The 25332-nt window shown below is 69.0% G+C and carries 17 protein-coding genes; 6 read left to right on the forward strand and 11 right to left on the reverse strand.

Annotated elements, in window-relative coordinates; genetic code table 11:
• Window positions 1–613: 613 nt before the first annotated feature.
• Window positions 614–4258, forward strand: a complete 3645-nt coding sequence (locus DVK44_RS34635; RefSeq protein ID WP_456243366.1) for a family 78 glycoside hydrolase catalytic domain — start codon at window positions 614–616, stop codon at window positions 4256–4258.
• 130 nt (window positions 4259–4388) lie between these two features.
• Here DVK44_RS34635 and DVK44_RS34640 read toward each other — a convergent pair whose 3' ends face one another.
• The 7 genes from DVK44_RS34640 to rhaI all read right to left on the reverse strand — a co-directional run bounded on the left by DVK44_RS34640 (window position 4389) and on the right by rhaI (window position 12476).
• Window positions 4389–4547 carry a Rossmann-fold NAD(P)-binding domain-containing protein gene (locus tag DVK44_RS34640; RefSeq protein ID WP_181957592.1) on the reverse strand — a complete coding sequence of 53 codons (159 nt, stop codon included), beginning with the start codon at window positions 4545–4547 and terminating at the stop codon, window positions 4389–4391.
• A gap of 274 nt (window positions 4548–4821) precedes the next feature.
• On the reverse strand, window positions 4822–5490 hold the full coding sequence (locus tag DVK44_RS34645) for a LutC/YkgG family protein (RefSeq protein ID WP_114664564.1): 669 nt from the start codon (window positions 5488–5490) through the stop codon (window positions 4822–4824).
• The gene (locus tag DVK44_RS34650) at window positions 5487–6965 is read right to left on the reverse strand and encodes a LutB/LldF family L-lactate oxidation iron-sulfur protein (RefSeq protein ID WP_114664565.1); all 1479 of its coding nucleotides are present in this window, start codon (window positions 6963–6965) and stop codon (window positions 5487–5489) included. Before DVK44_RS34650 ends, DVK44_RS34645 begins: the two co-directional genes overlap by 4 nt.
• Window positions 6962–7717, reverse strand: coding sequence for a (Fe-S)-binding protein (locus DVK44_RS34655; RefSeq protein ID WP_114664566.1), 756 nt, complete (start codon window positions 7715–7717; stop codon window positions 6962–6964). The genes DVK44_RS34650 and DVK44_RS34655 overlap by 4 nt, the downstream gene beginning before the upstream one ends.
• Window positions 7718–7775: 58 nt before the next feature.
• Complete coding sequence (locus DVK44_RS34660) at window positions 7776–9224, reverse strand: rhamnulokinase (protein ID WP_114664567.1); 1449 nt, start codon at window positions 9222–9224, stop codon at window positions 7776–7778.
• Window positions 9221–11260: a bifunctional aldolase/short-chain dehydrogenase gene (locus DVK44_RS34665; RefSeq protein ID WP_114664568.1), complete on the reverse strand. Its 2040-nt coding sequence runs from the start codon at window positions 11258–11260 to the stop codon at window positions 9221–9223. The genes DVK44_RS34660 and DVK44_RS34665 overlap by 4 nt, the downstream gene beginning before the upstream one ends.
• A 55-nt stretch (window positions 11261–11315) precedes the next feature.
• On the reverse strand, window positions 11316–12476 hold the full coding sequence (gene rhaI, locus DVK44_RS34670) for an L-rhamnose isomerase (RefSeq protein ID WP_114664569.1): 1161 nt from the start codon (window positions 12474–12476) through the stop codon (window positions 11316–11318).
• 317 nt (window positions 12477–12793) lie between these two features.
• Here rhaI and DVK44_RS34675 point away from each other — a divergent pair, with 317 nt between their 5' ends.
• The 5 genes from DVK44_RS34675 to DVK44_RS34695 all read left to right on the forward strand — a co-directional run bounded on the left by DVK44_RS34675 (window position 12794) and on the right by DVK44_RS34695 (window position 18741).
• A complete protein-coding gene (locus DVK44_RS34675; protein WP_114664570.1) occupies window positions 12794–14308 on the forward strand; it encodes a sugar ABC transporter ATP-binding protein in 1515 nt (504 codons plus the stop codon).
• Window positions 14305–15387 (forward strand): ABC transporter permease, encoded by a 1083-nt coding sequence (locus DVK44_RS34680; protein WP_114664571.1) that lies wholly within the window; start codon window positions 14305–14307, stop codon window positions 15385–15387. The genes DVK44_RS34675 and DVK44_RS34680 overlap by 4 nt, the downstream gene beginning before the upstream one ends.
• On the forward strand, window positions 15380–16390 hold the full coding sequence (locus DVK44_RS34685) for an ABC transporter permease (protein ID WP_114664572.1): 1011 nt from the start codon (window positions 15380–15382) through the stop codon (window positions 16388–16390). Before DVK44_RS34680 ends, DVK44_RS34685 begins: the two co-directional genes overlap by 8 nt.
• A 59-nt stretch (window positions 16391–16449) precedes the next feature.
• The gene (rhaS, locus tag DVK44_RS34690; protein ID WP_408055378.1) at window positions 16450–17538 is read left to right on the forward strand and encodes a rhamnose ABC transporter substrate-binding protein; all 1089 of its coding nucleotides are present in this window, start codon (window positions 16450–16452) and stop codon (window positions 17536–17538) included.
• 177 nt (window positions 17539–17715) lie between these two features.
• Window positions 17716–18741, forward strand: coding sequence for a LacI family DNA-binding transcriptional regulator (locus DVK44_RS34695; protein ID WP_114664574.1), 1026 nt, complete (start codon window positions 17716–17718; stop codon window positions 18739–18741).
• Window positions 18742–18856: 115 nt separating this feature from the next.
• On the opposite strand, the gene DVK44_RS37465 is transcribed toward DVK44_RS34695, so the two are convergent.
• From DVK44_RS37465 to DVK44_RS34720, 4 genes are all read right to left on the reverse strand, one after another.
• Window positions 18857–19447, reverse strand: coding sequence for a TetR/AcrR family transcriptional regulator (locus tag DVK44_RS37465; RefSeq protein WP_228447717.1), 591 nt, complete (start codon window positions 19445–19447; stop codon window positions 18857–18859).
• Between the two features lie 625 nt (window positions 19448–20072).
• A complete protein-coding gene (locus DVK44_RS34710) occupies window positions 20073–21308 on the reverse strand; it encodes an amidase family protein (protein ID WP_228447501.1) in 1236 nt (411 codons plus the stop codon).
• 1137 nt (window positions 21309–22445) lie between these two features.
• Entirely contained in the window at window positions 22446–23969 is a 1524-nt protein-coding gene (gene exaC, locus DVK44_RS34715) for an acetaldehyde dehydrogenase ExaC (protein ID WP_114664576.1), read from the reverse strand.
• Between the two features lie 99 nt (window positions 23970–24068).
• Window positions 24069–25331, reverse strand: coding sequence for a GAF domain-containing protein (locus DVK44_RS34720; RefSeq protein ID WP_114664577.1), 1263 nt, complete (start codon window positions 25329–25331; stop codon window positions 24069–24071).
• Window position 25332 lies beyond the last annotated feature (1 nt).

Genomic DNA, 25332 nt, shown 5'->3' on the forward strand with positions numbered 1-25332 from the left:
AGCTTGGCGTCGTCGGGGGTGCGGTTCGCCCGGACGAGCGCCCGGCGGGCGACGTACCCGAAGTTACCTGACTGGCCGGCGTGATGTGGCGGGCGGGCGCAATCTGGTCAGCGGCGGCGTTGGGCAGCAGGATCAGGCCGACGGCTCCGTCGACAGGTGAGGCCGGGCGATGACCAGGCCGCCCGCGATCCGCACCAGCGCTGATGGTCCGTCAGCAGGGCATGGTCATGCTGCTCGATGTATACCTGCTCGCGCCGGGGTGCGCGATCTGCGCTCTCCCCGCGTTCTCCGCCCTCCCTTCCGCGCCCGTCATACGGCAAGAGCGGAACCGGGGGAAGCCCGGCCGTGTGCCGACCGCGACTGCGGGCCGGAGTGTGTATCGCTGAGGCCCCGGGGCATTGCGTTCCGGCCCGGGTTGTTCATAAGCTTTCCACCTATGGGGCATTGAAACGTTTCAACGTATCGGTTGCCCCTGTAGCCGCCCTGCGCGCAGCCGCGGGAGTCCAGGCTTTCCGGGGGAGTGACACCCCCGTCCAGCACGGTTATGAAAGGAATTTGAGCCGTGGCCGAGGAGAACAGAAGTGCGTTGAGCCGCCGGCACATGCTCGGCATCATGACGGCGGCGGCAGCTGGGGCCTCCCTCCCGCTCGCCGCCGCGCCGAACGCCACAGCGGCGAACGGGACGGTAGCCGGCCGGCATGGATCCGCTCCTGTGAGGTTGCAGGTGAACTCGCGGGTCAAGCCACTGGGCACGGAAACCTCGCCGACGTTTTCCTGGGTGCCCCCGGTGGCCAGGCAGACCGCGTACGAGATTCAGGTCGGAACCGGGCCCGGCAAGGCGGACGTCTGGCGCAGCGGCAAGGTGGCGGGCACCAACAGCACCGAAGTGAGCTACGGCGGTGGCGCGCTGAGGTCCGAGAAGGCGTACTCCTGGCGGGTGCGGACCTGGGACGAGAAGGGCACCCCCGGAGCCTGGAGCAAGCCCGCGGTGTGGGAGACCGGCCTGCTGAAGGGGGAGAAGGACTGGTCGGGTGCCCACTGGATCGGAGGACGCGAGGAGCGGGACCACGACTGGAAGGACCTGACCGCGACCGTCGTCTTCCGCGGTGGCTCCGACGCCGCCGCCGGACTGTCCCTGCTGATGCGCGCCGAACCCATCGGCAAGTCCTGGGGTGAGGGGCTCGACTGGACTGTCCGGCAGACCGGCGACGGTATGCAGTTGGTGATGGCGACCCGCCACTACGCCGGAAACACCTGGGTGGACGACGGCACTTCACAGCCCAACTGGGGCGTCAACCATTACGACCCGCAGAGCGAGACCAACCCCACCGCTTCGGGTACCCGCAGCGTCCCGGTCGGCACGGTCACACTCCCCGCCGCGGCCGGACTGACCAAGGACACCTGGGCCACTCGTGACCACACGGTGGTGGTCGCGGTCCGCGGGCTGGCCGTGACCACCACCGTCAACGGTGTCAAAGTGGACAGCCGCACAATCACCGGAGACCAGATCCGCCGCCACGGAAGCTTCGGCTTCGGCGGCGGCACATCGGCCGTCATCCGCAGTGTCAAGGTGACGGGCACCGGTGCCCCCGACTTCTCCGCCGACCTCACCACCGGCGCCAACCCGTTCGAGGCCGGCACCGGCACCCTCGACGGCCTGACCTTCCCGCCCAAGAACCCCTACATCCCCGCCAAGAACACCATGCTGCCCATCGCCGGCCCGGCTCCGGTACTGCGCCGTGCGTTCACACTGCCCCGAGGGCGACGCATCGACAGGGCCCGTCTGCATCTGAGCGCCGCGGGCAGTGTTACTTTCACCGTCAACGGCGACCCGATCACCGTCGACGGCAAGCAGGCGAACCGTCACCGGACCAATGTGCCCCGTCTGCTCACCGACCAGAGTGCTTACGACCGTACGGTGCTCTACGACACCTTCGACATCACTGCGCTCTTGCGGACCGGCCGGGAGAACGTCGTCGCCGCCGAACTCGGACGCGGCTGGTACGGCCTGACCACACCCCAGGAGTGGTACTGGCAGCTCGCCCCCTACGCCGGCCAGCCCCGTCTGCGTGTGAAACTGGTCGTGTCCTACACCGACGGCTCCACCACCACGCTCGTCACGGACAAGAACTGGCTCAGCACGGACGGCCCGACGACGTTCGATTCTGTGTACTCGGGCGAGAAATACGATGCCCGCAGGGCCGAGCAGCTGGGCGACTGGACCTCGGCCGGCTACCGCACCGGCCGCGACTGGAGTCCGGCCACCGTGCTGATCCCGCCGGGCAGTTGTGCGGGCCCCTCGCCGAAGTACCACGGGAGGCTTCCGGCCACAACGACTCCCGAGGGCTTCCGGCCGGCGGTCGTCCGGGCCCACGAGGCGGAGCCGGTACTGGTGAACCAGACGCTGCGCCCGATCTCGTTCACCGAGACGGCACCCCGCTCGGGGGTCTGGATCCTGGACTACGGTCAGATCCTGACGGGCCTCGTCCGTATCTCGCTCACCGATGTGCGTTCCGGCAGGGAGGGCCTCACCCTGCGGATCCGCGGGGGCAACCGGATCACCGGCGGCGACGGAACAACGGCCGCCCCGTTCTCCGTCGAGGAGGAGAACTTCCAGCACGACGCCAACCTCCAGACCCACTACTACACCGTCGGTAGACGGTCCACGCAGAGCTGGGAACAGCAGTTCAGCCACTTCGGCTTCCGCTACCTGGAGGTCCACAACCTTGAGGCCGTCCTTGGACGGGCCCCCAGCCAGAAGCGGGACGCGGATCTGCTCACCGTCGGCGTTGCCCGTACGGGCTTCGCCCGCACCGGTACCTTCACCACGGGCAACGCCCTGATCAACCGCCTCCAGCGCAATCTGGAGTGGTCCGAGCAGAACAACCTGGTGCAGAAGCCCACCGACACCCCCTCACGGGAGAAGAACGGCTGGACCGGCGACGCCATGGCCAGCTCGGAGTCGCAGTCCCTCACCTGGGACGTCAACGGTGTCTTCACCAACTACCTGCGCCATTACCCCGACGCACAGATCTCCACCGGCCAGCTGCCCATGTTCGTCCCCATCGCCAAGGGCGGCTACGGCTACGACCACACCCCCGGCTGGGACGCGGCGTGGAAGGCGGTGCCGGCCTGGGACTCGGCGTTCTTCGTCATGCCCCGGGAGCTGTACACGTATTACGGCAACAGCAGCTTGTTCGCCGAGCTGTACGACCACCAGGACACCCTCCTGAAGTACTACGAGACGCTGTTCACCGCGGAGAACGACTACAAGTTCGAAGCCTCCCTGGGCGCCTACTCCGGCGCCGAGAGCCCAGGCAGCAACGCCGTTATCAGTCTCGCCTTCTACATTCACTTCTGCGACTACATGGACGAGGTGGGACGCGGGCTCGGCCGCACCGGCCGCGCCTCGTACTACGCGAAGCTGGCGCGCACCCTGCGCAAGGCGTTCGTCGCCAACTACTGGGACGCCGGACAGGGCCACTTCACCCAGGGCAGCATCTCCAGCGAGAACGCGCTGGCCATCGCCTTCGATCTGGTGCCCGGATCGGACCTGAGCCCCGGCGACCCCCGCTACCTGGCAGGCACGAAGACGGTTGAGGAGAACAAGAAGGCCCTCGCCAAGCTGCTCGCCGACCGGATCGTGGCCGCGGACCAGCACATCCAGAACGACATGTACGGCTCGCGCTACGAGTTCAACATCCTCAGCGAGTACGGCTACACGGACATCGCTCTCAAAGCTGTCACCCAGACCGGCCTGCCCGGCTACGTCTACCAGATCGCCAAGGGCGCCACTTCTCTGTGGGAGCAGTGGACCGACCGGCTCTCGGTCAACCACCACTACCGCTCCAATGTGGCCACCTGGTTCTACCAGAGCCTGGCAGGCATCAAGCCGACCTCGACCGCATACGAATCGCTGCGTATCCGCCCGTACATACCTGTCGCCGCGGTCAACAGCCGTATCCCGAAGAACACGGAGGACATCGATCTGGCGCCCGCGACCCTTGACCATGTCAGCGCCTCGATCGACACCGTGCGCGGCAAGGTGTCCTCGGAGTGGCGCCGGCGCCCGGACGGCAGGATCGACCTGGCGGTCACCGTTCCGTACAACACCGAGGCTGAAATCTGGGTCCCCACCCAGAACAAGCCCGTTACCGCGCCCGGGGGAGTCACCCACCTGCGCGACGACACCTCCGGTGGTGCCTCCTACAAGGTGTACCGGGCCCGAGCGGGTTCGTACCGCTTCAACGCTCGCTGACACACCGACCTCACTTCGTGGAACACCGCACCGTGCCCAGGCGCCGGCCTCGGCACGGTGCGGCTCCGGTTGGTTCTCGTGGCGGGCAGGCGTCCCAGCGGTGGCGCGGCGGACGCGCGTGTGGAGCGCGTCAGGCGGCGGGAACCGCCTGCGGACAGAGCACGCTAGGGTCGGCGGACAGGGCCGCCTTGAGCTGGACGGAGTTGTTGTCGGCGAGGATCTCCACCTTCCCGGCCTCGATACCGTCGAGGGCGGCGCGCACGACATCGGCGGGGTCGTTCTTCTCCACGTCCCATCTGCCTCTTCGCGGCCTCCAGGGTGGGCACGAGCAGCGGGGAGTCATGACGGTTGGCCCCCGGCCGAGGCGAGACCGATCGGGGCGCTGCGGGCTCTTCGGCGGTCACTGAGTGCTTCAGGGCGTCCGGAGCCGTGCGTCAGGGCGGCGGCGACGCGCTCGCAGACAATCCGGTCACAGAGCCATTCGCCACACCTGCCGCCGGGCTCCCGTAGCACGAGGAGCGGAAGCCAACGGGTTTCGGCCCGTCGGGGCGTCGTCCCCGCGGCTACGCGACGGCCCCGGCGTCCGGCATGCCTGTCACCAGTACGACTTCGAACATGCGCGGGCCATGCACTCCCTCCACTCGGTCCAGCTCGATGTCACTGGTTGCCGATGGGCCGGAGATCCAGGTCAACGGGAGTGCCGGGTTCAGGCAGCTGAGGGCCTGCGGAATGGAAGAGACGACCTGGTCGGGGACCCGTACGACGCAGATGTGGTGGTCCGGGACGAGTGTGATGCGCCGGCGCCCCTGCTCGGGGCCGCCGTCCAGCACTATCGTTCCGGTCTCGGCCACGGCGACCGCGCAGCCCGTGACCACACTGTCGATCCGGTCCAGTTCATGCGGGGTGGTGTCGGCGTGGTCCGGCAGCTGCTCCGCCCCGGTCGCCGCGAGCCAGCCGAGGTCCAGGCCCGGTGGGACGAGTACCGTCCTTGCACCCCGGGCGGACAGCAGCCCGGCGATCGTCGCTGCCAGGTCGTCGGCCGTGCAGCGGTGCACGATCGCCCGGTAGTCCGCGAGGTTCTCCGCCAGGAGATCAGCCGCCTGCTCCGGGCTCCGGGCGTCGTGCTCCTGCAAGTAGCCGCGTGCGATGGCGTCCTCGTACGGTGTGTCGTCCTGCGGTACGTCGGCCAGCGCGCGCCGCACCCGGCCCAGAATCCTTTCCCTGCTGCTCACTTCTCGTCGCCCTCTCCGCCGTGCACACGCTGCCACCAGTCGCGGAACGGTTCGTCGGGCAGGGCGGGCAGATCCCGGGTGCCGCTCCATGCCTTGCCGGGGCCGGGCAGTGTACGAGGGTGAAGGCGCCGGGTGCGCGAGGCCAGCCGCTGCCCGGTGCGCAGGACGCCGGGGCGGCCGAGCGCCCAGCGCGCAGCCCGCATCGCCGTACGCTCGGCGGCATGCCCCTTGGCCGGCCGCAGTACCACTTTGGTGCCCTCCCGTGTCACCGGCCCGCCCTCGACGACGCGTTCGCGCAGATGGACCAGGACCTCGGGGATGTCGATGGCGACGGGACACACTTCGTAGCAGGCCCCGCAGAGCGAGGACGCGTACGGCAGCGAGGCGTCGATCTCGCTCTGCGTGCCGCGGAGCTGGGGGCTGAGGATGGCCCCGATCGGCCCCGGGTAGACCGATCCGTACGCGTGTCCGCCGGCCCGTTCGTAGACCGGGCAGACGTTGAGACAGGCCGAGCAGCGGATACACCGCAGCGCCTGCCGGCCGACCTCGTCGGCGAGGGTGTCGGTGCGGCCGTTGTCCAGCAGCACCAGATGGAAGGTCTTCGGTCCGTCCTCGTCCGTTGTGCCGGTCCAGGTCGAGGTGTACGGGTTCATCCGCTCGGCTGTCGAGGAGCGCGGCAGGGTCTGGAGGAAGACTTCCAGGTCGCGCCAGCTCGGTACGACCTTCTCGATGCCCACCACGGAGATCAGGGTCTCGGGCAGGGTGAGGCACATCCGCCCGTTGCCCTCCGACTCGACGACGACCAGGGTGCCGGTCTCCGCGACCATGAAGTTGGCCCCGGACACACCGACCTTGGCGCGCAGGAACTTCTCGCGCAGATGGAGCCGGGCGGCCTCGGCGAGTTCGGCCGAGGTATCGGCCAGGCCCTCGGGGGCAGGGCGGCCCCACTCGCTCATCTCGCGCGCGAAGATGTCGCGGATCTCGCCCCGGTTGCGGTGGATCGCCGGGACGAGGATGTGCGAGGGCCGGTCCTCGCCGAGCTGCACGATGAGTTCGGCGAGATCCGTCTCGTACGCCGCGATGCCCTCCGCCGCCAGGGCCTCGTTGAGCCCGATCTCCTGGGTGGCCATCGACTTGACCTTGAGGACTTCCGACTCACCGGTCTCCTTGACGAGCCCGGCCACGATCCGGTTGGCCTCGTCGGCGTCGGAGGCCCAGTGGACCGTGCCACCCGCCGCGGTGACCGACTCCTCCAACTGCACCAGATAGCGGTCGAGATGACGGAGGGCGTGGTCCTTGATCTGTTTTCCGGCCTCGCGCAGGGCCGTCCAGTCGGACAGCTCCGCCACAGCCTTCTCCCGCTTCCCACGGATGGTCTGTGTCGCATGACGCAGATTGCCGCGCAGGGTCGGGTTGTTGACCGCGTCGTGCGCGGCCTTCGGGAACGCCGGCATCCCGACGAATGTTCCGCTCATACGGCCGGTTCCTCTTCCGTGCTCGCCAGGATCTCCGCGATGTGCACCGGCCGGATCCCTGTCCTCAGCCGGGTCATGGTCCCGCCGATGTGCATCAGACAGGAGTTGTCTGCGGCGCACAGCACCTCGGCACCGGTGGCCTCGGCGTTGCGGACCTTGTCGGCACCCATCGCCGCCGAGACGTCGGAGTTCTTCAGCGCGAAGGTCCCGCCGAAGCCACAGCACTCGTCCGCTCCCGGAAGCTCCACCAGCTCCATCCCCTTGACAGCCCGGAGCAGGCGCAGGGGCCGGTCTCCGAGCCCCAGGCTCCGCATCCCGTGACAGGTCGGGTGATAGGTCACCGTATGCGGGTAGTAGGCGCCGACATCTGTTACTCCGAGTACGTCCACCAGGAACTCGGTGAACTCGTACGTCTTGGGGACGACCGGCTCCAGGGCGGCAGCGAGTGTGTTCCCGCGTCCTTCGGCGCGGGCTCGCTCGCCCATGCGTGGATACAGCTCCCGTACCATCGCTCCGCACGATCCGGACGGTGTCACGATCGCCTCGTACCCTGTGAAGACCTCGGAGAAGTGCCGGGCGAGTGGTTCCGCCTGGTGGCGGTAGCCGGTGTTGTAGTGGGCCTGCCCGCAGCAGGTCTGGGCCATCGGGAAGTCGACCTCCACGCCCAGTCCGGTCAGGATTTTCACCACGGCCCGGCCGGTTCCCGGATAGAGCGTGTCGTTGACACAGGTCAGGAACAGTGCGACGCGCATCGCGGCTCCTTGAAGTTGATGGTTGGACGGGTCGGGAGCCGCATCGGCAGGCGGGCCGTCACGCGCGGGACAGCCGGCCCTCGGCCGCCTGCCAGGAAGCCGCGCTGCCCCGTGGCTCGTACCGGGCCAACGGCTGTGTTTCTCTGATGAGCTGACGCATCGACCGGCGATCACCGACCAGCCCGTGCCCACGGGCCTGGACGAGAACGTTGCCCAGGGCGGCGGCCTCGGCCGGTCCGGCGACAACGGGCAGCCCGCAGGCGTCCGCGGTGAGTTGGCACAGCAGTGTGTTGCGGGTGCCGCCACCGACGATGTGGACGACATCGACCGGGTAGCCGGCGAGGTGCTGCGCGTCGGCGACGGCCCTGCGATGGGCGAGGGCGAGGGAGTCGAGGATGCAGCGGGTGACCTCGGCGGGCGTACCCGGTACCGGCTGTCCCGAGGCGCGGCACGCCTCGGCGACACGCTCCGGCATCCGGCCCGGCGCGAGGAACGCGGCGGCACCCGCGTCGACGACCGACCGCAGTGCCGGAACCTCGGCCGCCTCCCGCAGCAGTACGCCCAGATCCGGGTTGCCCCAGGCTCGCAGGGACTCCTGGAGCAGCCACAGGCCCATGATGTTGCGCAGGTAGCGGACCGTGCCGTCCAGCCCCAGCTCGTTGGTGAAGTTGGCGGCGCGGCTCTCCCGGGTCAGTACCGGTGTGTCCAGCTCCAGGCCCGCCAGGGACCAGGTACCGGTGCAGATGTACGCGAACCGTTCTCCGGTGGCGGGCACGGCGGCCACGGCGGAGGCGGTGTCGTGCGACCCGACGGCTGTCACCGGCACAGGGCCCTTGAGTCCTGTCGCTTCCAGAACCTCGGCCCGCAGCGAGCCGGCCGGGTCGCCGGGGCGTCGCAGCGGTGCGAACAGGCCGAGATCGATGCCGAGCCGATCGGCGATGCCGTACGACCACTCGCACGTCCCGGGATCGATCAGCTGGGTGGTCGAGGCGTTGGTCAGCTCGGTTCCCTGTTCCCCGGTCAGCCAGTAGGTGAGCAGGTCGGGTATGAGCAACACGCGCCGAGCACGGGTGAATTGGGATGAGGAGGCCGCGGCCGTCAGCTGGTACAGGGTGTTGAACGGGGCGTACTGCACTCCGGTCGCCGCGTACAGTTCGGCTGCCGGGACGGTGGCCCAGACTTTCTCCGCGACGCCCTCGGTGCGGGTGTCGCGGTAATGGACCGGGTTGCCGAGCAGGGCCCCGTCGGCGTCGAGCAGGCCGTAGTCGACGGCCCAGCTGTCGATGCCGACGGAATCCACCTGGCCGGCCGCCCGCAGCCCGTCCAGTACTCCTGCGTACAGGGACAGCACATCCCAGCGCAGCCCTTCAGGGATCCGGACCGGCCGGTTGGGGAAGCGGTGTGCCTCAGCCAGTTCCAGCGATTGCGTACCCACTCGGCCGATCATGACGCGCCCGCTGGACGCGCCGAGGTCGACGGCCGCGTACGACCGTACGGTCGCGCTCATCGCAGGAAGGCGGCCGCGACGCCGGCATCGACGGGTATGTGCAGCCCGGTGGTGTGTGTGAGGTCGCCTCCGGTGAACGCGAGCACGGCGTTCGCCACGTGTTCGGGCAGCACCTCCTGCTTGAGGAGGGTCCGCTGCGCGTAGAACGCGCCCAGCTTGTCCTCCTCGATGCCGTAGGTGGCGGCCCGCTGTGCGCCCCAGCCGCCCGCGAAGATCCCGGATCCGCGTACCACACCGTCCGGGTTGATTCCGTTCACCCGGATGCCGTGCTCGCCCAGTTCGGCGGCGAGCAGCCGTACCTGGTGGGCCTGGTTGGCCTTGCTCGCCGAGTAGGCGATGTTGTGGGGCCCGGCGAAGACGGCGTTCTTGGAAGCGATGTACACGATGTCGCCGCCCAGTTTCTGCGCGATCATTACCTGTGCCGCCTGCTTCGACACGAGGAAGGACCCGCGGGCCATGATGTCGTGCTGGAGGTCCCAGTCCTTGGCGGTCGTCTCCAGCAGCGGCTTGGAGAGGGAGATGCCGGCGTTGTTGACGACGAGGTCGACCCCGCCGAAGGCGAGCACGGCGGTCCTGAACGCGGCGGCGATCTGTTCCTCCGAGGTGACGTCCACGGTGACGGCGACGGCTCTGTCGGCCCCGCCGAGTTCCTCGGCGACCTTTTCGGCGCTCTCCGTGTTCAGATCGGCGACGACGACACAGGCGCCCTCGGCCACCAGCCGGTGCGCGATGGCTCTGCCGATTCCGCTGCCGGCGCCGGTGACGAGGGCGACGCGCGTCGCGAGCGGCTTGGGCTTCGGCAGGCGCTGGAGCTTGGCCTCCTCCAGTGCCCAGTACTCGATGCGGAACTTCTCCGACTCCTCGATCGGCGCGTACGAGGACACCGCCTCGGCGCCGCGCATCACGTTGATGGCGTTGACGTAGAACTCGCCGGCCACGCGCGCTGTCTGCTTGTCCTTGCCGAAGGAGAACATGCCTACCCCGGGGATCAGTACGATCGCCGGGTCCGCGCCACGCATCGCGGGGGAGCCGGGCTCGGCGTGCCGTTGGTAGTAGGCGGCGTACTCCTCCCGGTATGCGATGTGCAACTCCTCCAGCCGTGCCACCGTTTCCTCCAGCGGCGCGGACGGCGGCAGGTCAAGGACCAGTGGCCGCACCTTGGTCCGGAGGAAGTGGTCCGGGCAGGAGGTTCCGAGCGCGGCGATGCGCGGGTGCTCGGCGCTCGCCAGGAAATCGAGGACGACACCGGAGTCGGTGAAATGGCCTGTCTGCGGCCGGTCCCGGGAGGCCAGCGAACGGATCACGGGAGCGAGAACGGCGGCCCGCTCCCGGCGTTCGGTGCTGCCCAGCGCCGCGTACCCCTCGATGACCGGCCCGAACGGCTCCGCCTTCCCGCGCTCGGCGAGAAAGGTCTCGGCGGTATGGATGATGTACAGCGAATTGCTCTCGCACTCCTCCGCCGTGCTGCCCCAGGCCGTGATGCCGTGCCCACCGAGGACACAGCCCACGGCCTGCGGGTTGGCGGCCTTCACCGCTGCGATGTCCAGCCCCAGCTGGAATCCGGGTCGCCGCCACGGGACCCACACCACACGGTCGCCGAAGCACTCGGCGGTCAGTCTCTCCCCGTCGGCCGCGCAGGCGATCGCGATGCCCGAGTCCGGGTGCAGGTGGTCCACATGGACGGCATCGACCAGCCCGTGCATCGCGGTGTCGATCGAGGGGGCCGCGCCGCCCCTGCCGTGCAGGCAGTAGTCGAACGCGGCGACCATCTCGTCCTCGCGCGCGACACCGGGATAGACATCGACGAGTGCCCGAAGCCGGTCCAGCCGCAGCACGGCCAGCCCGTCCTCGGTGAGCGTGCCGAGGTCGCCGCCGGACCCCTTCACCCACATCAGCTCGACTTCTCCGCCGGTGACAGGATCGGTATCGGTGCCTTTCGCCGACGCGTTGCCGCCCGCGTAGTTGGTGTTGCGCGGATCGGAGCCGAGCCGATGCGACCGGGCGAGGAGAGCTGCGGCTTCGTGATGGGGTGCCATGGTCGGTTTTCTTTCCGTGAGTTGTCGGACGGTGCGGAGGTGCGTGGCGGGGGAGTCAGGCGCCCCAACCGGCCTGGGTGCCGCCGACGCGCTCGGCGACGACGCGCCGGTGCCGGCCGGAGCGGTGGTACGCGGCGACCGGGTCGGGGTCCAGGCCCATGTCCTCGCGGACTTCGGCGAGCAGGGGCCTCACGTCGGTGTTGTACGCGTCCATGAGCACGGCGTTGGCGCCGAGCACGTCACCTTCCCACTGGGCGACGGCCAGTGCCTTCTGGTCGACGAGCAGTGCCTTCGCCGTGGCCTCCTGCACATTCATCACGGACCGGATGATTGCCGGGATCTTGGCCTCGATGTTGTGGCACTGGTCGAGCATGAAGGCGACCGCGGAGGTGAGCCCGCCGCCGCGGAGGACCTCGTGCATGATCCGGAACAGCTGGAACGGGTCCGCGGAGCCGACCATGAGGTCGTCGTCGGCGTAGAAACGCGAGTTGAAGTCGAACGCCCCGAGCCTTCCTTCCCGCAGCAGTGTGGCGACGATGAACTCGATGTTGGTACCCGGCGCGTGGTGGCCGGTGTCCACCACCACCTGCGCCCTGTCGCCGAGTTTGAGGCAGTGTGCGTAGGCCGTGCCCCAGTCCGGTACGTCGGTCGCGTAGAAGGCCGGTTCGAAGAACTTGTACTCCAGCAGCATGCGCTGTCCGTCCCCGAGCCTCGCGTACACCTCGGCCAGCGCGTCGGCCAGCCGGTCCTGCCGACCGCGGATGTCGTCCTGCCCGGGGTAGTTGGTGCCGTCGGCGAACCACAGCTTCAGATCCCCGGACCCCGTCGCGTCCATGATGTCGACACACTCCAGCAGATGGCCGACGGCTTTCCGGCGCACCGCCGCATCGGGGTGGCAGACACTGCCCAGCCGGTAGTCGTCGTCCTGGAAAGTGTTGGAGTTGATCGCACCCACCCGTACGCCGAGTTCGTCCGCGTACTTCGCGAGCGCCGCGTAGTCGTCGACCCTGTCCCAGGGGATGTGCAGAGACACTGTCGGGGCCACACCGGTGAGTGTGTGTACCGCGGCGGCGTCGGCCAGCTTCTCGTACGGGGTACGGGGTACACCCGGCTGAGCGAACACCTTGAAGCGGGTCCCCGAGTTTCCGTACGCCCATGACGGCGTCTCAACGGCCTGGTTCCTGAGCGCGGCCTTCACCGCGGCAAGGTCGGTCATATGGGGGCTCCTACGGGCTGGGTGTGTGAGAGCGCGGTCAACGGGCGGGCGAGGTTCGTGCGAGGCGGCGGCCCGGACAGCTCTCGCGAAGAGTTTTATGAAACGATTCAACACGGAAAGCTAGGTGTGGGTCGCGGGAGTGTCAACCCCTTCACTCATGCGGATCTCTTGTGATCTTGCCGTGACCGTGTACGGCTGAATAATTTGCAAGAATCCATTGACGTGATGTGGGCGGCATGCCTAACGTCCCGGCAACCCACTTGAAACCTTTCACGACGCCGTGAGGGCCCGCCCCGGGCGTCGTCGAGGAGCCATCCATGACTCACCCGTCCGACGCGGGACCGGCCCCGGTGCTGGCACTGAAGGACGTAGCCAAGTCCTTCGGTGCCGTACGCGCCCTGCGGGGTGTCTCCCTGGAGCTGTTCCCCGGTGAGGTACATGCCCTCGCCGGAGAGAACGGCGCAGGCAAGTCAACCCTCATCAAGACCCTTGCCGGGGTGCACCGACCGGACGCCGGCCAGGTGCTGCTCGACGGCGAGCCCGTCGCCTTCCACGGTCCGGCCGACGCCCGTGACTCCGGTATCGCCGTGATCTACCAGGAACCCACGCTCTTCCCGGACCTCTCGATCGCCGAGAACATCTTCATGGGACGCCGGCCCCGGCGTGCGCTCCGCCGTATCGACCACAAGGCGACCCACGCGGCCACCGTCGCCCTGATGCGGAGGCTCGGTGTCGACCTCGACCCCGATCGCCCTGCCCGCGGCCTCTCGATCGCCGATCAGCAGATCGTCGAGATCGCCAAGGCACTCTCGTTCGACGCCCGAGTCCTGATCATGGACGAACCGACGGCCGCCCTTACCGGCAGCGAGGTCGCCCGTCTCTTCGGCGTGGTGCGCACCCTGCGGGAACAGGGCGCGGCGGTGCTGTTCATCTCTCATCGGCTGGAAGAGATCTTCGAGATCTGCCAGCGGGTGACGACCTTGCGTGACGGGGCCTGGATCTCCAGTGAACTGCTGGACGGCATGACCGAGGACGACCTGGTGCGCCGGATGGTCGGCCGTGACCTCGACGAGCTCTACCCCAAACAGGACGTCAAGCCCGGCGAGGTCGCCCTCAGCGTCCGGCGTCTGACCCGCGAGGGCGTGTTCACGGACGTGTCCTTCGAGGTCCGGCGTGGCGAGATCGTAGGTCTCGCCGGCCTGGTGGGCGCCGGCCGCACCGAGGTCGCCCGAGCGGTCTTCGGGATCGACCGGTGGGACGCCGGTGAGGTGGAGATCGACGGGCGCGCGATGACCAACGGCGCGCCGTCCACCGCGATGTCCGCGGGCCTCGCACTGGTCCCCGAAGACCGGCGCGCCCAGGGCCTGGTGATGGACATGTCCATCGAGCGCAACATTGGTCTGACCGGCCTGCGTACAACTGTCAGGGCCGGTTTGATGGACCGGAACGCCGAACGCAGCCGCTCCCTGGACTGGGCGGTCAAGCTCCAGGTGAAGTACGCCCGGATCGCGGACACCGTCAACACCTTGTCCGGCGGCAACCAGCAGAAGGTCGTCCTCGCCAAGTGGCTGGCCACCGGGCCGAAGGTGCTCATCGTCGACGAGCCGACGCGCGGCATCGACGTCGGCACCAAGGCCGAGGTGCACCGGCTGCTGTCCGAGCTGGCCGCCGGCGGGGTGGCCGTACTGATGATCTCCTCCGACCTGCCCGAGATCCTCGGTATGGCCGACCGCGTGCTGGTGATGCACGAGGGCCGGCTCACCGCCGAGATACTCCGCTCCGATGCCACCGAGGAATCCGTGATGGCCGCTGCCACCGGGAGGGCCGCATGACGGTCACGGCTCCCACCCCCACCCCCGCGGCCGAGGAGAGCGGCACGCGCCTCATGGACCGCGTGTTCAAGATGCGCGAACTCGCCATACTGGGCGTGTTCCTGGTGATGATCGCCATCACTCAGGCGGGCAACAGCGAGTTCCTGTCCGAGCAGGGCATCAAGGACCTGCTGCTGAACGCGACCATCCTGGTGCTGGTCGCCACCGGCCAGTCCCTGGTCGTCCTCACCCGAAACGTCGATCTTTCCGTCGGCTCGACACTCGGCATCACCGCCTTCGCCGCCGGTATCTACCTCCAGGACGGCGGCAACCCGGTCGTGGCGATCGCCCTGGCGGTCCTGCTCGGTATCGGCTTCGGCCTGCTGAACGGTCTCCTCGTCAGCCTCGGCCAGGTGCCCGCCCTCGTCGTCACCCTCGGCACGCTCTACATCATCCGGGGCATCGACTCCATCTGGGTCGGGTCCCGCCAGATCACCGCGGCCGATCTTCCGGGCGGCTTCGTCGACTTCGGCTCCGGCGGTGTCTCCGCGGTGCCGTGGCTGGCGCTCATCGCGCTCGCCGTGGTGGGGGCGACCGCCTACTACCTCAAGCACTTCGGAAGCGGGCGTGAGATCTACGCGCTCGGTTCCAACCCCGAGGCCGCCCGTCTCGCCGGCATTCCCGTCCGCAAGCGGACCCTCGCCGCGTACACCTTCTGCGGAGCCCTCACCGGCCTGGCCGGCGCGATGTACCTGGCCCGGTTCGGAAACGTCGACTCCGGGACCGGCAGCGGCTACGAGCTGACCGTCGTCAGCGCTGTTGTGGTCGGTGGTGTGGTCTTCACCGGGGGGTCCGGCAGCGTCTACGGCGCGGCGCTCGGCGCGCTGCTGCTGACCTCGATCAACAGTGTGCTGCCCGCTCTCGGCGTCAGCTCCGTCTGGGTGCTCGCCATCAACGGCATCCTGCTCGTCCTCGCCATCTCCGTCGACCGGATCGTCGCTCTGCGGGTGGCCTCCGCGCTGAAGAAGAAGTCGGCGGCGGCCCGTCAGCCGGCCGCCGCCCACACCGTCTCTGTGAAGGGAGACACCGGCCATGCCTGAGTCGCTCACCCGAGCCGTCCGCTGGGACACGGTCGTCGGCGCCCTCCTGATCGTCCTGCTGCTGTTCTCCTTCTCCTTCGTGGACGGCTTCGGCAACGCCCTGAACCTGTCGTTCCTGATCGGCAACACCTTGCCGATCGCGCTGATCGCGCTGCCGATGACGATGCTGGTGGTCTCCGGTGAGATCGACATGTCGGTCGCCTCAACGGCCGGGCTGTCCGGCGCGGTGATGGGCGCCTTGTGGAACCAGGGCATGACCATCGAGGCGATCATCCCGATCTGCCTGCTGCTGGGCGTGGTCTGCGGGCTGATCAACGGCCTGCTCGTCACCCGGCTCGGCCTGCCCTCGCTCGCCGTCACCATCGGTACCCTCGCCGCCTACCGGGGCATCGCGCAGATCGTGCTCGGCTCCGACGCGGTGACCGGCTTCCCCGAGCCGTACCTGGACTTCTCGGCCGGCCGCATCGGGGACAGCTTCCTCCCGCAGGCATTTCTGCCCTTCCTCGTCCTGCTGGCCATCGCCGTCGTGGCCCTGCACGCCACCCCGTTCGGACGGTCGTTGTTCGCGATCGGCGCGAGTGAGGAAGCCGCGCGTTTCGCGGGCATCCGTGTCAAGCGGCAGAAGCTGATCCTTTTCACGGTGACCGGTCTCATGGCCTCCCTGACCGGTGTCTTCTGGGCGCTGCACTACTCCAGCGCCCGCTACGACAACGCCACCGGGCTCGAACTCTCCGTCGTGGCCGCCGTCCTCCTCGGCGGTATCGACTTCGACGGCGGAAAGGGCACCCTCGGCGGGGCGATCGCGGGCGTCTTCCTGCTCGGCGCGCTGCAGAACGTCATGAGCCTCCTGAACGTGTCCGCCCAGTCGCAGATCGTCGTCACCGGCGCTCTGCTCGTCGTCTCCGTGCTCGGCCCTCGGGTCGCACGGCAGATCGTCGTCGCGAGAGCCGGACACAGAGCCGCCGCGGCACCACAGCTGCCCGGAGTCCCGCCCCCGGCGTAACGCGGTTCCCACCGTCCAAAGCCGCTTCTTCCTCATCAGTTCCATAACCCTCGTAAAGGATGTACATCGTGCCCAGATCGACAATTCGCCGTGCCGGTACGGCCCTTGCCGCTGTCACCTCTCTCGCCCTGGCCGTCACCGCCTGCGGCGGCACCAGCAAGGAGGACGTCAAGAGCAGCGGCGGCTCGAACGTGACGGCCGGCAAGGCCGACCCGAACGCGGCCACCAAGAAGGGCCTGACTGTCGGCTTCCTCCCCAAGCAGGTCAACAACCCCTACTTCACCACCGCCGACAAGAGTGGCGAGGCGGCCGTCAAAGAACTGGGCTCCACCTACAAGGAGGTCGGCCCCTCCAGCGCCACCGACACCTCCGGCCAGGTCAACTACGTGAACACACTGACCCAGCAACAGGTCGACGCGATCGCGGTCTCCGCGCAGGACCCGGGCGCCCTGTGCCCCGCCCTCAAGCAGGCCATGAGCAACAACATCAAGATCGTCACCTACGACTCCGACACCAACCCCGAATGTCGCAACGCCTTCATCTCACAGGCCAGTGGCGAGGACCTGGGCCGCACCGAGGTCCAGCTGCTCGCCGAGCAGATTGGCTACAAGGGGGAGATCGCGATCCTGTCGGCGGCGCAGACCGCGACGAACCAGAACGCCTGGATCGAATTCATGAAGGCGGAGCTGAAGGACCCGAAGTACAAGGACATGAAGCTGGTGAAGGTCGCGTACGGCAACGACGACGCCCAGCAGTCCTTCCAGCAGACCCAGGGACTGCTCCAGGAATACCCGAACCTGAAGGGGATCATCTCCCCGACCACCGTCGGTATCAAGGCCGCCGCCCAGTACCTGTCCGGCTCCAAGTACAAGGGCAAGGTCAAGCTGACGGGTCTCGGCACCCCCAACGACATGCGCAAGTACGTCAAGAACGGCACCGTCGACGCCTTTGAACTGTGGGACCCGGCGAAGCTCGGCGATCTGGCCGCCCGCACAGCCATCGCCCTGGTCTCCGGCCAGATCACCGGTAAGGAGGGAGAGACCTTCAAGGCCGGAGACACCACCTACACCATCGGCAAGGACGGTGTGATCAGCCTCGGCAAGCCGACGGTCTTCGACGCCAAGAACATCGATCAGTTCAACTTCTGAGCACCGACCGCACGTACCGAGCACCCGCACCCCGGCGGCTGTGTGGCCGAATCCGCTCGAAGCGCCTCCGGCCACGGGCTCGCACCACTGCCCGCGAGGACGGCCGGACCATCGGCCACCTGTGTCCGCAGGTGATCCGAGGGCCGGCCGTCCTCATTCAAGGAAGGTCCCTGTCCGATGGTTCAGTCGGTGGGTATCAAGGATGTCGCGCGCGCCGCCGGAGTCTCTGTCGGCACGGTGTCGAACGTCATCAATCGCCCGGACACCGTCACGGCCGAGACCCGGGCGCGCGTGCTGTCCGCGATCGACCGGCTCGGCTACATCCGCAGCGAGTCCGCGCGGCAACTCCGAGCGGGCCGCAGCCGCATCATGGGCCTGCTCGTCCTCGATATGGGAAACCCGTTCTTCGTCGACGTGGCACGGGGTGCTGAGCAGGTCGCCCGCGACGCCGGGCTCGGTGTGATGGTCTGCAACAGCGCCGAGAACGCCGAAGAGGAGGCCAAATACCTTGCTCTCTTCGCCGAGCAACGGGTACGGGGCGTGCTGCTCACCCCGGCCGACGCCACTGGCGGCACCATCGATACGCTCCGTCGCCACGGAATCCCGTTCGTGTGGGTCGACCGTGTCTCCGAGGGCGCCGGCGAGTGCTCGGTCTCCGTGGATGACGTGGTGGGCGGCTCCCTTGCCGCAGGCCACCTGATCGGCGCCGGGCACCGGTCGATCGCGTACGTGAGCGGACCGCCCGGCCTCAACCAGGTCGCCGATCGCCGAACCGGAGCCCTGAACGCTCTCGCCGAGGTCGGCCTCGGCGAGAGCGCCCTGCGTGAGCTGCCCGCCGAACGCCTCGATGTCGCCGCGGGCCGGGACGCCGGCGCCCGCCTCCTCGGCCTCGCCGACCGCCCGACCGCCGTCTTCTGTGCCAACGACCTGCTCGCTCTCGGTGTCCTCCAGGCGATGTACGCGGCCGGCGTCACGGTCCCCGACGACCTCGCCATCGTGGGATACGACGACATCGAGTTCGCCGCCGCGGCGGCCGTCCCCCTCACCTCGGTCCGTCAGCCCACCGTCGGCATGGGAGCCCTGGCCGCCGAGCTTCTTCTGGCGGAGGCCCAGTCGGAAGACAGGGGGACACCGCACGAGCACCGCCGGGTCGTGCTCCAGCCGGAGCTGGTGGTCCGGCGCTCCAGTCTGCCGACGCGTTGACACCGTGTCGCATGGGCCATTGCAGGCCCTCGACGCGCCCACCGTGCGCGGGCAACGACGCCGCCCGGACCGTATCGGCCCCAGGAAACCCGCCACGCCTCGCGCACGGACAACGTCACTCCTCGGGCTCGCCCTCCACAAGCGCACTGTTCGCCGCGGCCTCGTCGCCCGTGACGGCGGTGAGTGCGGAGATGATGTGGGCGACCTGCTCGGCATAGTGGTCGATGAACTCTTGCGACGAGGGGTCCTGACGGGTGAATTCGCGTGCGATCCAAGGGAGGGCAACGGGGGCGATCGAGGCGCCGAAGAGGACGAGGGACAGCGCTCCGACATCGAGGTCGGAGCGGATCTCACCGCGCGCCTGCCGCTCACGGAGTACCTCGACGCTCTTGAACAGCTCGGCGGCCCGCTCGCTCTCGGAGGGCGGACGAGTGCCGGGTTCCTCGCGCGTCAGTGTGTGAACCCACCCCGGATCCTCGTGGGCCATGTGGACATACCTCCGGGCTGCCTCGGCGAAGGGAAGCGCCTGGCTGAGCCGCATGGACTCCGTCAGCCACCGCTCGCTCAACGCCTCGTACAGCCCGCGCTTACCCCCGAAGTAGTAGGTGATCAGCTGATGGCTGACACCGGCGGCCTTCGCGATACGGACCACCCGCGCTCCGCTGAAACCATGGACGCCGAACTCCGCACCGGCCGCGGCCAGAATGGCCTGTCGGGTGCCGACAGGATCACGATGCCGACCGGGATCGTCGGGGCGCCTTCGTCTCTGCCGCCCACCGGACGCTGCCGGCTTTCCTGGTGTCGTCTCCTCCTTCGCCACGGAGGCGATCTTACCGGCGGTCTCGTCGGAGGTGTCTCCGCGAGAGAAGAAACGCGTGGCGGTCAGATCGAAGCCACTGACGGCGGGCGGAATCCGTGTGGTTGAGGTGCGGATAGCGCCCAGCGGTGTCCACCGGGACTGTTCTGCCCGAGCCGACGCGGGTGCTCCGGTCGACCGACCGGAGCACCGGCGACAGGGCGTTGCCTTCGTCGCGCCGTGAGACCGCGGACGGGGGGCGTGGGCCTGTTGCTCATGGACCGGCCCCGGCACTGAAACTTCGGCGTTCGCCAGGACGGCGATCTGCGACCACGGCGACGAGCGGCAGGAGGCCCAGGTCGCGCAGCAGCGCCGAGATGAAGAACAGCTCACCATCGACGTCGAGGCCGCGAGTCCGCGCCCACACGGCGCCGAAGAAGTACGACCGGACGGAGTGGCGGTACAGCGGGCCGTCGCCAGGTGAACCGCGTGGACCGGCCGGGACGGTGAGCCGTGTTCAGCTCATGATCTGTGGCTACGCGCTGGGTGCCGGGCCGATGGGCCAGACGGTGTCCTGACAGGTGTCCTGGTCCGTGAGCAGGGCGGTCAGTGCGCGATCGCCTCCGGCGGCCGTGACGAGGCCGAGGCCGATGGCGCCGTCAGGCCCCCGGAGGCCCGGCAGGGTCAGCGCCGGGAGGCCCGCTGTGCTCGCGGCGCAGGAGAGCAGCACGGTGGCGGTGCGCAGGGCTATGCCGTTGCCGGTGGGTTCAGGAGCCGCTGTCGGGGCCGCGGGTTGGAGCAGGGCTGTCCCCGGCGGCAGGAGTTCGGTGAGCGCGAGCCGTGCCTGACTCATGACGTCCCGGGCCCAGGCCAGATACTCGACCGGCATGCTGCCGCCCGCCAGAATCGTTTCCGCGACGGAAGGCGAGACACTCTCGTAGTGCTCCTCGACCCACACGCCGTGCACCTGCCACATTTCCACGGCCTGGACGACACCAAGAGCTTCCGCCCAGGCGTCGAGACGGGAGGCGCACGTGTTCTCCCGCACCCGCACTGGAACGGCGAGCGAGTCCGCCCACGCGTGTGCCGACTCCAGGAGCCGCGGACGCAGCGAGGGGTCCGCGAGGTCGAACAGATCGGCGGCCAGGACGAGCTGATCGACGGGCCGCGCCGGTCGCGAGGGGAGAAGAACGTCGGACACCCGTTTCAGCAGTCCCGGCGTTCGGGTCATCCAGCCGATGGTGTCGAACGAAGGGGCGAGCGATACCCGACCGGTGTTCGGGACCATGCCGTGTGTCGGGCGCATGCTGTACAGCCCGCAGTAGGAGGCGGGTACGCGCACCGATCCCGCGGCATCGGTACCCAGGCCGATGTCCGCCAGCCCGAGCGCGACGGCACTCGCCGAGCCGCTGGAGGACCCGCCGGGCACTCGCCCCGGTGACACGGGATTCGGTGGCATGCCGTAGTGCGCGTTCAGTCCGAGCGAGCCGTAGGCCAGTTCGTCCGTATGGGCGATCCCGGTGATATCGGCTCCCGCGTTCAGCAGGGCCTGGACGGCTGGGGCATGGGTCGCCTGGACCGGCGCCCCGGCCAGCCATGTGGGATTTCCCGCTCCGATCGCGTGACCGGCGACAGCGAAAAGATCTTTGACCGCGACTCGCGAACCGGACAGGCTACCCGGATTCGATGCGGCGACGAGTGGCGCGCCGGCCAGTCGCCAGACTGAGGAGTCGGCCCCGTCGTCAATTGCTCCGCGGTCGCTGTCGCTCAATTCCTTGCTTCCCACTCGTTCGTGCCCGAATGCGTCCGGGTGTCCGGCGGGGGCGATCCCGCATCGCGGCGCCCGTGCAATTCCCTACCGGGGTGCCACGGACAGCGGTTGGTACTCGGGCCACCGCTCGCGCAGGCGACGGAGCCGGGTCCCCCAGTGACTCTCTGCTGCTGGTCAGCGCCCGCGCCCCGCCCGAGGCGTTGAACAGAGCGGCCACGAGTCGTCGGCAGCCGGGGAGTACATGCGCGCAGTTGTCCAGGAGCAGCGAGCGGCCAGCCACGTGACGGCGGAGTTGTTCCTCAGCGTCGATGGTCGGTACCGCGCCCAAGCGGAGATGCATCGTAACCGTTTCCGCGATGGTGCCCGAACTCCGTCCCGCCCGGCGCCACCGGACCGTAGCCCGGCCGGGTTGCTCCCGGCCCGTCGCGCCTGCCGTGACCATGGCGGTGGCGGGCTCGTTGCTGCCGTCGCGTTTGGCTTGCGGTTTCTAACCGGTACCGATCACCGGTGTCGGTCCACGGCCGGTATGGTCTGACCGCCCTGCGTGATCGCACCGAGCGTGGCAGTAATGATCTTCACCTCTGCCTCCTCGTGTCTCACGCGTTGACGCGCTGCTGAGCGCGCTGGTCAACGAGATCCAAGCGAAGGGTTCGCCTCCTCGTCAACGCGGATCAAGAACGAGTCGTCAACGCGGATCAAGAACGAGTCGACGCGCGTAGACCGTTGGGCTGGGAAACGGTCGCCGGGCGTACTGCGAAGAGCGCTGTACTCGTGGGCCTTCGACAAGAACGCCTGGCAGGTTGATCCGCCGGATGAGTGGAGGGACGCGCTGGACAGCACCGGAAACCGCCGACGAAGCGCGCGAGGCTGGTCTCACCCGTGATGAATACGCCCGCGGAACCATGCCAACGGCCTGATCGAGGACTCGATGCGGCGGTGGGAGGGGCCGAAGGACGAAGTCGCGCAGGGTGGGTGAGTGGAATCCTGGCCCGGAAATGCCCCGGAACAGCTGGCCAGAGGTGGGGTACCAGTGGGAGATATCGGGAGTATGCTCACTTTTTTACACGCGTCTCGACTCGGTGAATCCGAGAGCGCCTGACCAGCGTTGTTGCTGGTCAGGCGCTCTTTTTCGTCCCCTTAGAAGAAGCCCAGCTTCTTCGGCGAGTACGACACGAGAAGATTTTTTGTCTGCTGGTAGTGGTCCAGCATCATCCGGTGGTTCTCGCGGCCGATGCCGGACTGCTTGTAGCCGCCGAATGCCGCGTGGGCCGGGTAGGCGTGGTAGCAGTTGGTCCAGACGCGGCCCGCCTGGATGGCGCGGCCGGCGCGGTACGCGGTGTTGGTGTCGCGGGTCCAGACGCCGGCGCCCAGGCCGTACAGGGTGTCGTTCGCGGTCTTGATGGCGTCGTCGAAGTCGCTGAAGGACGTCACCGCGAGGACGGGGCCGAAGATCTCCTCCTGGAACACACGCATCCGGTTGTGGCCCTCGAAGATCGTGGGCTGGACGTAGTAGCCGCCGGCCAGCTCGCCGTCGTACTCGATCCGCTGGCCGCCCGTCAGAAGCTTGGCGCCCTCCTGGAGGCCGATGTCCAGGTACGAGAGGATCTTCTGGAGCTGGTCGTGGGACGCCTGGGCGCCGATCATCGTGGTGGTGTCCAGCGGATGGCCGGGGACGATCGCCTCCGTGCGGGCCACGCCCGCTTCGAGGAACTCGTTGTAGTGGCCGCCCTGGATCAGCGCCCGCGACGGACAGGTGCACACCTCGCCCTGGTTGAGGGCGAACATGGTGAAGCCCTCCAGGGCCTTGTCGCGGAAGTCGTCGTCGGCCGCCCAGATGTCGTCGAAGAAGAGGTTCGGGCTCTTGCCGCCGAGTTCCAGGGTGACCGGCTTGATGTTCTCCGAGGCGTACTGCATGATCAGCCGCCCCGTCGTGGTCTCGCCCGTGAACGCGACCTTCGCCACGCGCGGGCTGGACGCCAGTGGTTTGCCCGCCTCGACGCCGAAGCCGTTGACGATGTTGACCACGCCCGGCGGCAGCAGGTCGGCGACCAGACTCAGCCAGTAGTGGAGGGACGCCGGGGTCTGCTCGGCCGGTTTGATGACGACGGTGTTGCCCGCGGCCAGCGCGGGCGCCAGCTTCCAGGTCGCCATCAGGATGGGGAAGTTCCACGGGATGATCTGCGCCACGACCCCCAGCGGCTCGTGGAAGTGGTACGCGACGGTGTCGTCGTCGAGTTCGCTGAGTGTGCCCTCCTGGGCCCGCAGCGCGCCCGCGAAGTAGCGGAAGTGGTCGATGGCGAGCGGGATGTCGGCGGCCAGCGTCTCCCGTACCGGCTTGCCGTTCTCCCAGCTCTCCGCGACCGCCAGCTCCTCCAGCCGCGCCTCCATCCGGTCGGCGATCCGCAGGAGCACCTGGGCGCGGTCCGCCGCCGAGGTCCTCGCCCAGCCGGGGGCCGCGCCGTGCGCCGCGTCCAGCGCCCGTTCCACGTCCTCGGCGGTGCCGCGCGCGATCTCGGTGAAGGGGCGGCCGTTGACCGGGCTCGGGTTCTCGAAGTACCGGCCCCGGGCCGGCGGGACGTACTCGCCGCCGATCCAGTGGTCGTAGCGGGACTCGTACGAGACGATGCTGCCCTCGCTGCCGGGCGCTGCGTAACGGGTCATCTCCAGGGCCTCCCGAAGCTCCGCGCCGCCCGCCGTTGGACGGCGCCGGGGCCGACGCTAGGGCCGGGAACGTTGCGAGTGGGTTGCGCGTCCGCCGGGTCAGCCGCGCTGCCAGGCGTCCAGTTCCCGTACGCGCGCGAGCGCCGCCGGGCGCTGCGGTCCGGGCAGTACGGTGGCCAGCGCCCGCCACACGGCCAGGTCGTCCTCGCCCCACGGGCTGTACGCCCAGTCCGCCAGCAGGCCCGGATCCCCCCGGGCGATCAGCGCCGCGCGCAGCTGGTCCGCGAGGCGGCGGCGCAGCCGTACCACCGTCGGTGCCTGCGAGCCCGGCAGCAGCGGTCCGGCGTACGCGTGCATCGCCGAGGTCACCGCGCCGGACGCCAGCCGCCGCGCCACGGTGTCGAAGTCCGCGTCGACCGGCACGGCCAGCCGGTACGGGCGCGACCGCAGCAGCCCGGGGCCGAGCAGCGCGCGCAGCCGGGAGAGTTCGGCGCGCAGTGTGACCGGGGTGACCGACTCCTCCTCGTACAGCTCCACCAGCAGCTCGTCCCCGGCGATGCCCTCCGGGCGGCGCGCCAGCAGGGTCAGCAGCTCGCTGTGCCGGGGGCTCAGCCGTACCGTACGGCCGGCCGTCAGCAGCAGCGCCTCGTCCCGGCCCAGCGCGGAGAGCCGTACGGACCCGGTGGCGGGCGGCGGCGCGTCCAGCGCGAGCTGCGACTCGGCGGCCCGCGCGACCGCGGTCACGAAGGCCAGACTGTGCGGATGGGCCAGCCGGTCCCCGCCGGTGATGTCGACCGCGCCCAGCAGCCGTCCGGTACGCGGATCGTGGACCGGTGCCGCCGCACATGTCCACGGGTGCACGGGCCGCCGGAAGTGCTCGGCGGCGAAGACCTGTACGGGCCGGTCCACGGCGATCGCGGTCCCCGGCGCGTTCGTCCCGGCGACCCCCTCCGCCCAGCGCGCCCCTGGCACAAAGTTCATCCGGCCCGCCAGCAGCCGGGTCGCCCGGTGCCCCTCGACCCAGAGCAGCCGGCCGTGCGCGTCGCACACCGCCATCAGATGCTCGCCGTCCATGGCGTACGCGCCCATCAGCTCACGGAAGAGCGGCATCACCCGGGAGAGCGGATGGGCGTCGCGGTACGCGGTGAGTTCGTCGTCCGCCAGCTCGGTTCCCGGCGGATCCGCACCGCCCTCGGGACAGACCCGGGCGCGGGCGGAGCGCCGCCACGAGTCGGCCACCACCGGCCGTACGGGCCGCTCCACCCGTCCGCCGGCCGCGAACGACTCGTACGCGCGGCGCAGCGCACCGCGGCGCTTCGCCGGGTCTGCGCCCGGCTCCAGCGCCACCCATGGGTCGGTCAAC

The sequence above is a fragment of the Streptomyces paludis genome (assembly GCF_003344965.1).
Taxonomy (GTDB): Bacteria; Actinomycetota; Actinomycetes; order Streptomycetales; family Streptomycetaceae; genus Streptomyces; species Streptomyces paludis.

Excerpts from the sequence above, each read along its gene's own strand:
- DVK44_RS34635 (WP_456243366.1), top strand. The coding sequence starts at position 614 with ATGACGGCGGCGGCAGCTGGGGCCTCCCTCCCGCTCGCCGCCGCGCCG.
- DVK44_RS34650 (WP_114664565.1), bottom strand. The coding sequence starts at position 6,965 with ATGAGCGGAACATTCGTCGGGATGCCGGCGTTCCCGAAGGCCGCGCAC.
- DVK44_RS34655 (WP_114664566.1), bottom strand. The coding sequence starts at position 7,717 with ATGCGCGTCGCACTGTTCCTGACCTGTGTCAACGACACGCTCTATCCG.
- DVK44_RS34660 (WP_114664567.1), bottom strand. The coding sequence starts at position 9,224 with ATGAGCGCGACCGTACGGTCGTACGCGGCCGTCGACCTCGGCGCGTCC.
- DVK44_RS34665 (WP_114664568.1), bottom strand. The coding sequence starts at position 11,260 with ATGGCACCCCATCACGAAGCCGCAGCTCTCCTCGCCCGGTCGCATCGG.
- rhaI (WP_114664569.1), bottom strand. The coding sequence starts at position 12,476 with ATGACCGACCTTGCCGCGGTGAAGGCCGCGCTCAGGAACCAGGCCGTT.
- DVK44_RS34675 (WP_114664570.1), top strand. The coding sequence starts at position 12,794 with ATGACTCACCCGTCCGACGCGGGACCGGCCCCGGTGCTGGCACTGAAG.
- DVK44_RS34680 (WP_114664571.1), top strand. The coding sequence starts at position 14,305 with ATGACGGTCACGGCTCCCACCCCCACCCCCGCGGCCGAGGAGAGCGGC.
- DVK44_RS34685 (WP_114664572.1), top strand. The coding sequence starts at position 15,380 with ATGCCTGAGTCGCTCACCCGAGCCGTCCGCTGGGACACGGTCGTCGGC.
- rhaS (WP_408055378.1), top strand. The coding sequence starts at position 16,450 with ATGTACATCGTGCCCAGATCGACAATTCGCCGTGCCGGTACGGCCCTT.
- DVK44_RS34695 (WP_114664574.1), top strand. The coding sequence starts at position 17,716 with ATGGTTCAGTCGGTGGGTATCAAGGATGTCGCGCGCGCCGCCGGAGTC.
- exaC (WP_114664576.1), bottom strand. The coding sequence starts at position 23,969 with ATGACCCGTTACGCAGCGCCCGGCAGCGAGGGCAGCATCGTCTCGTAC.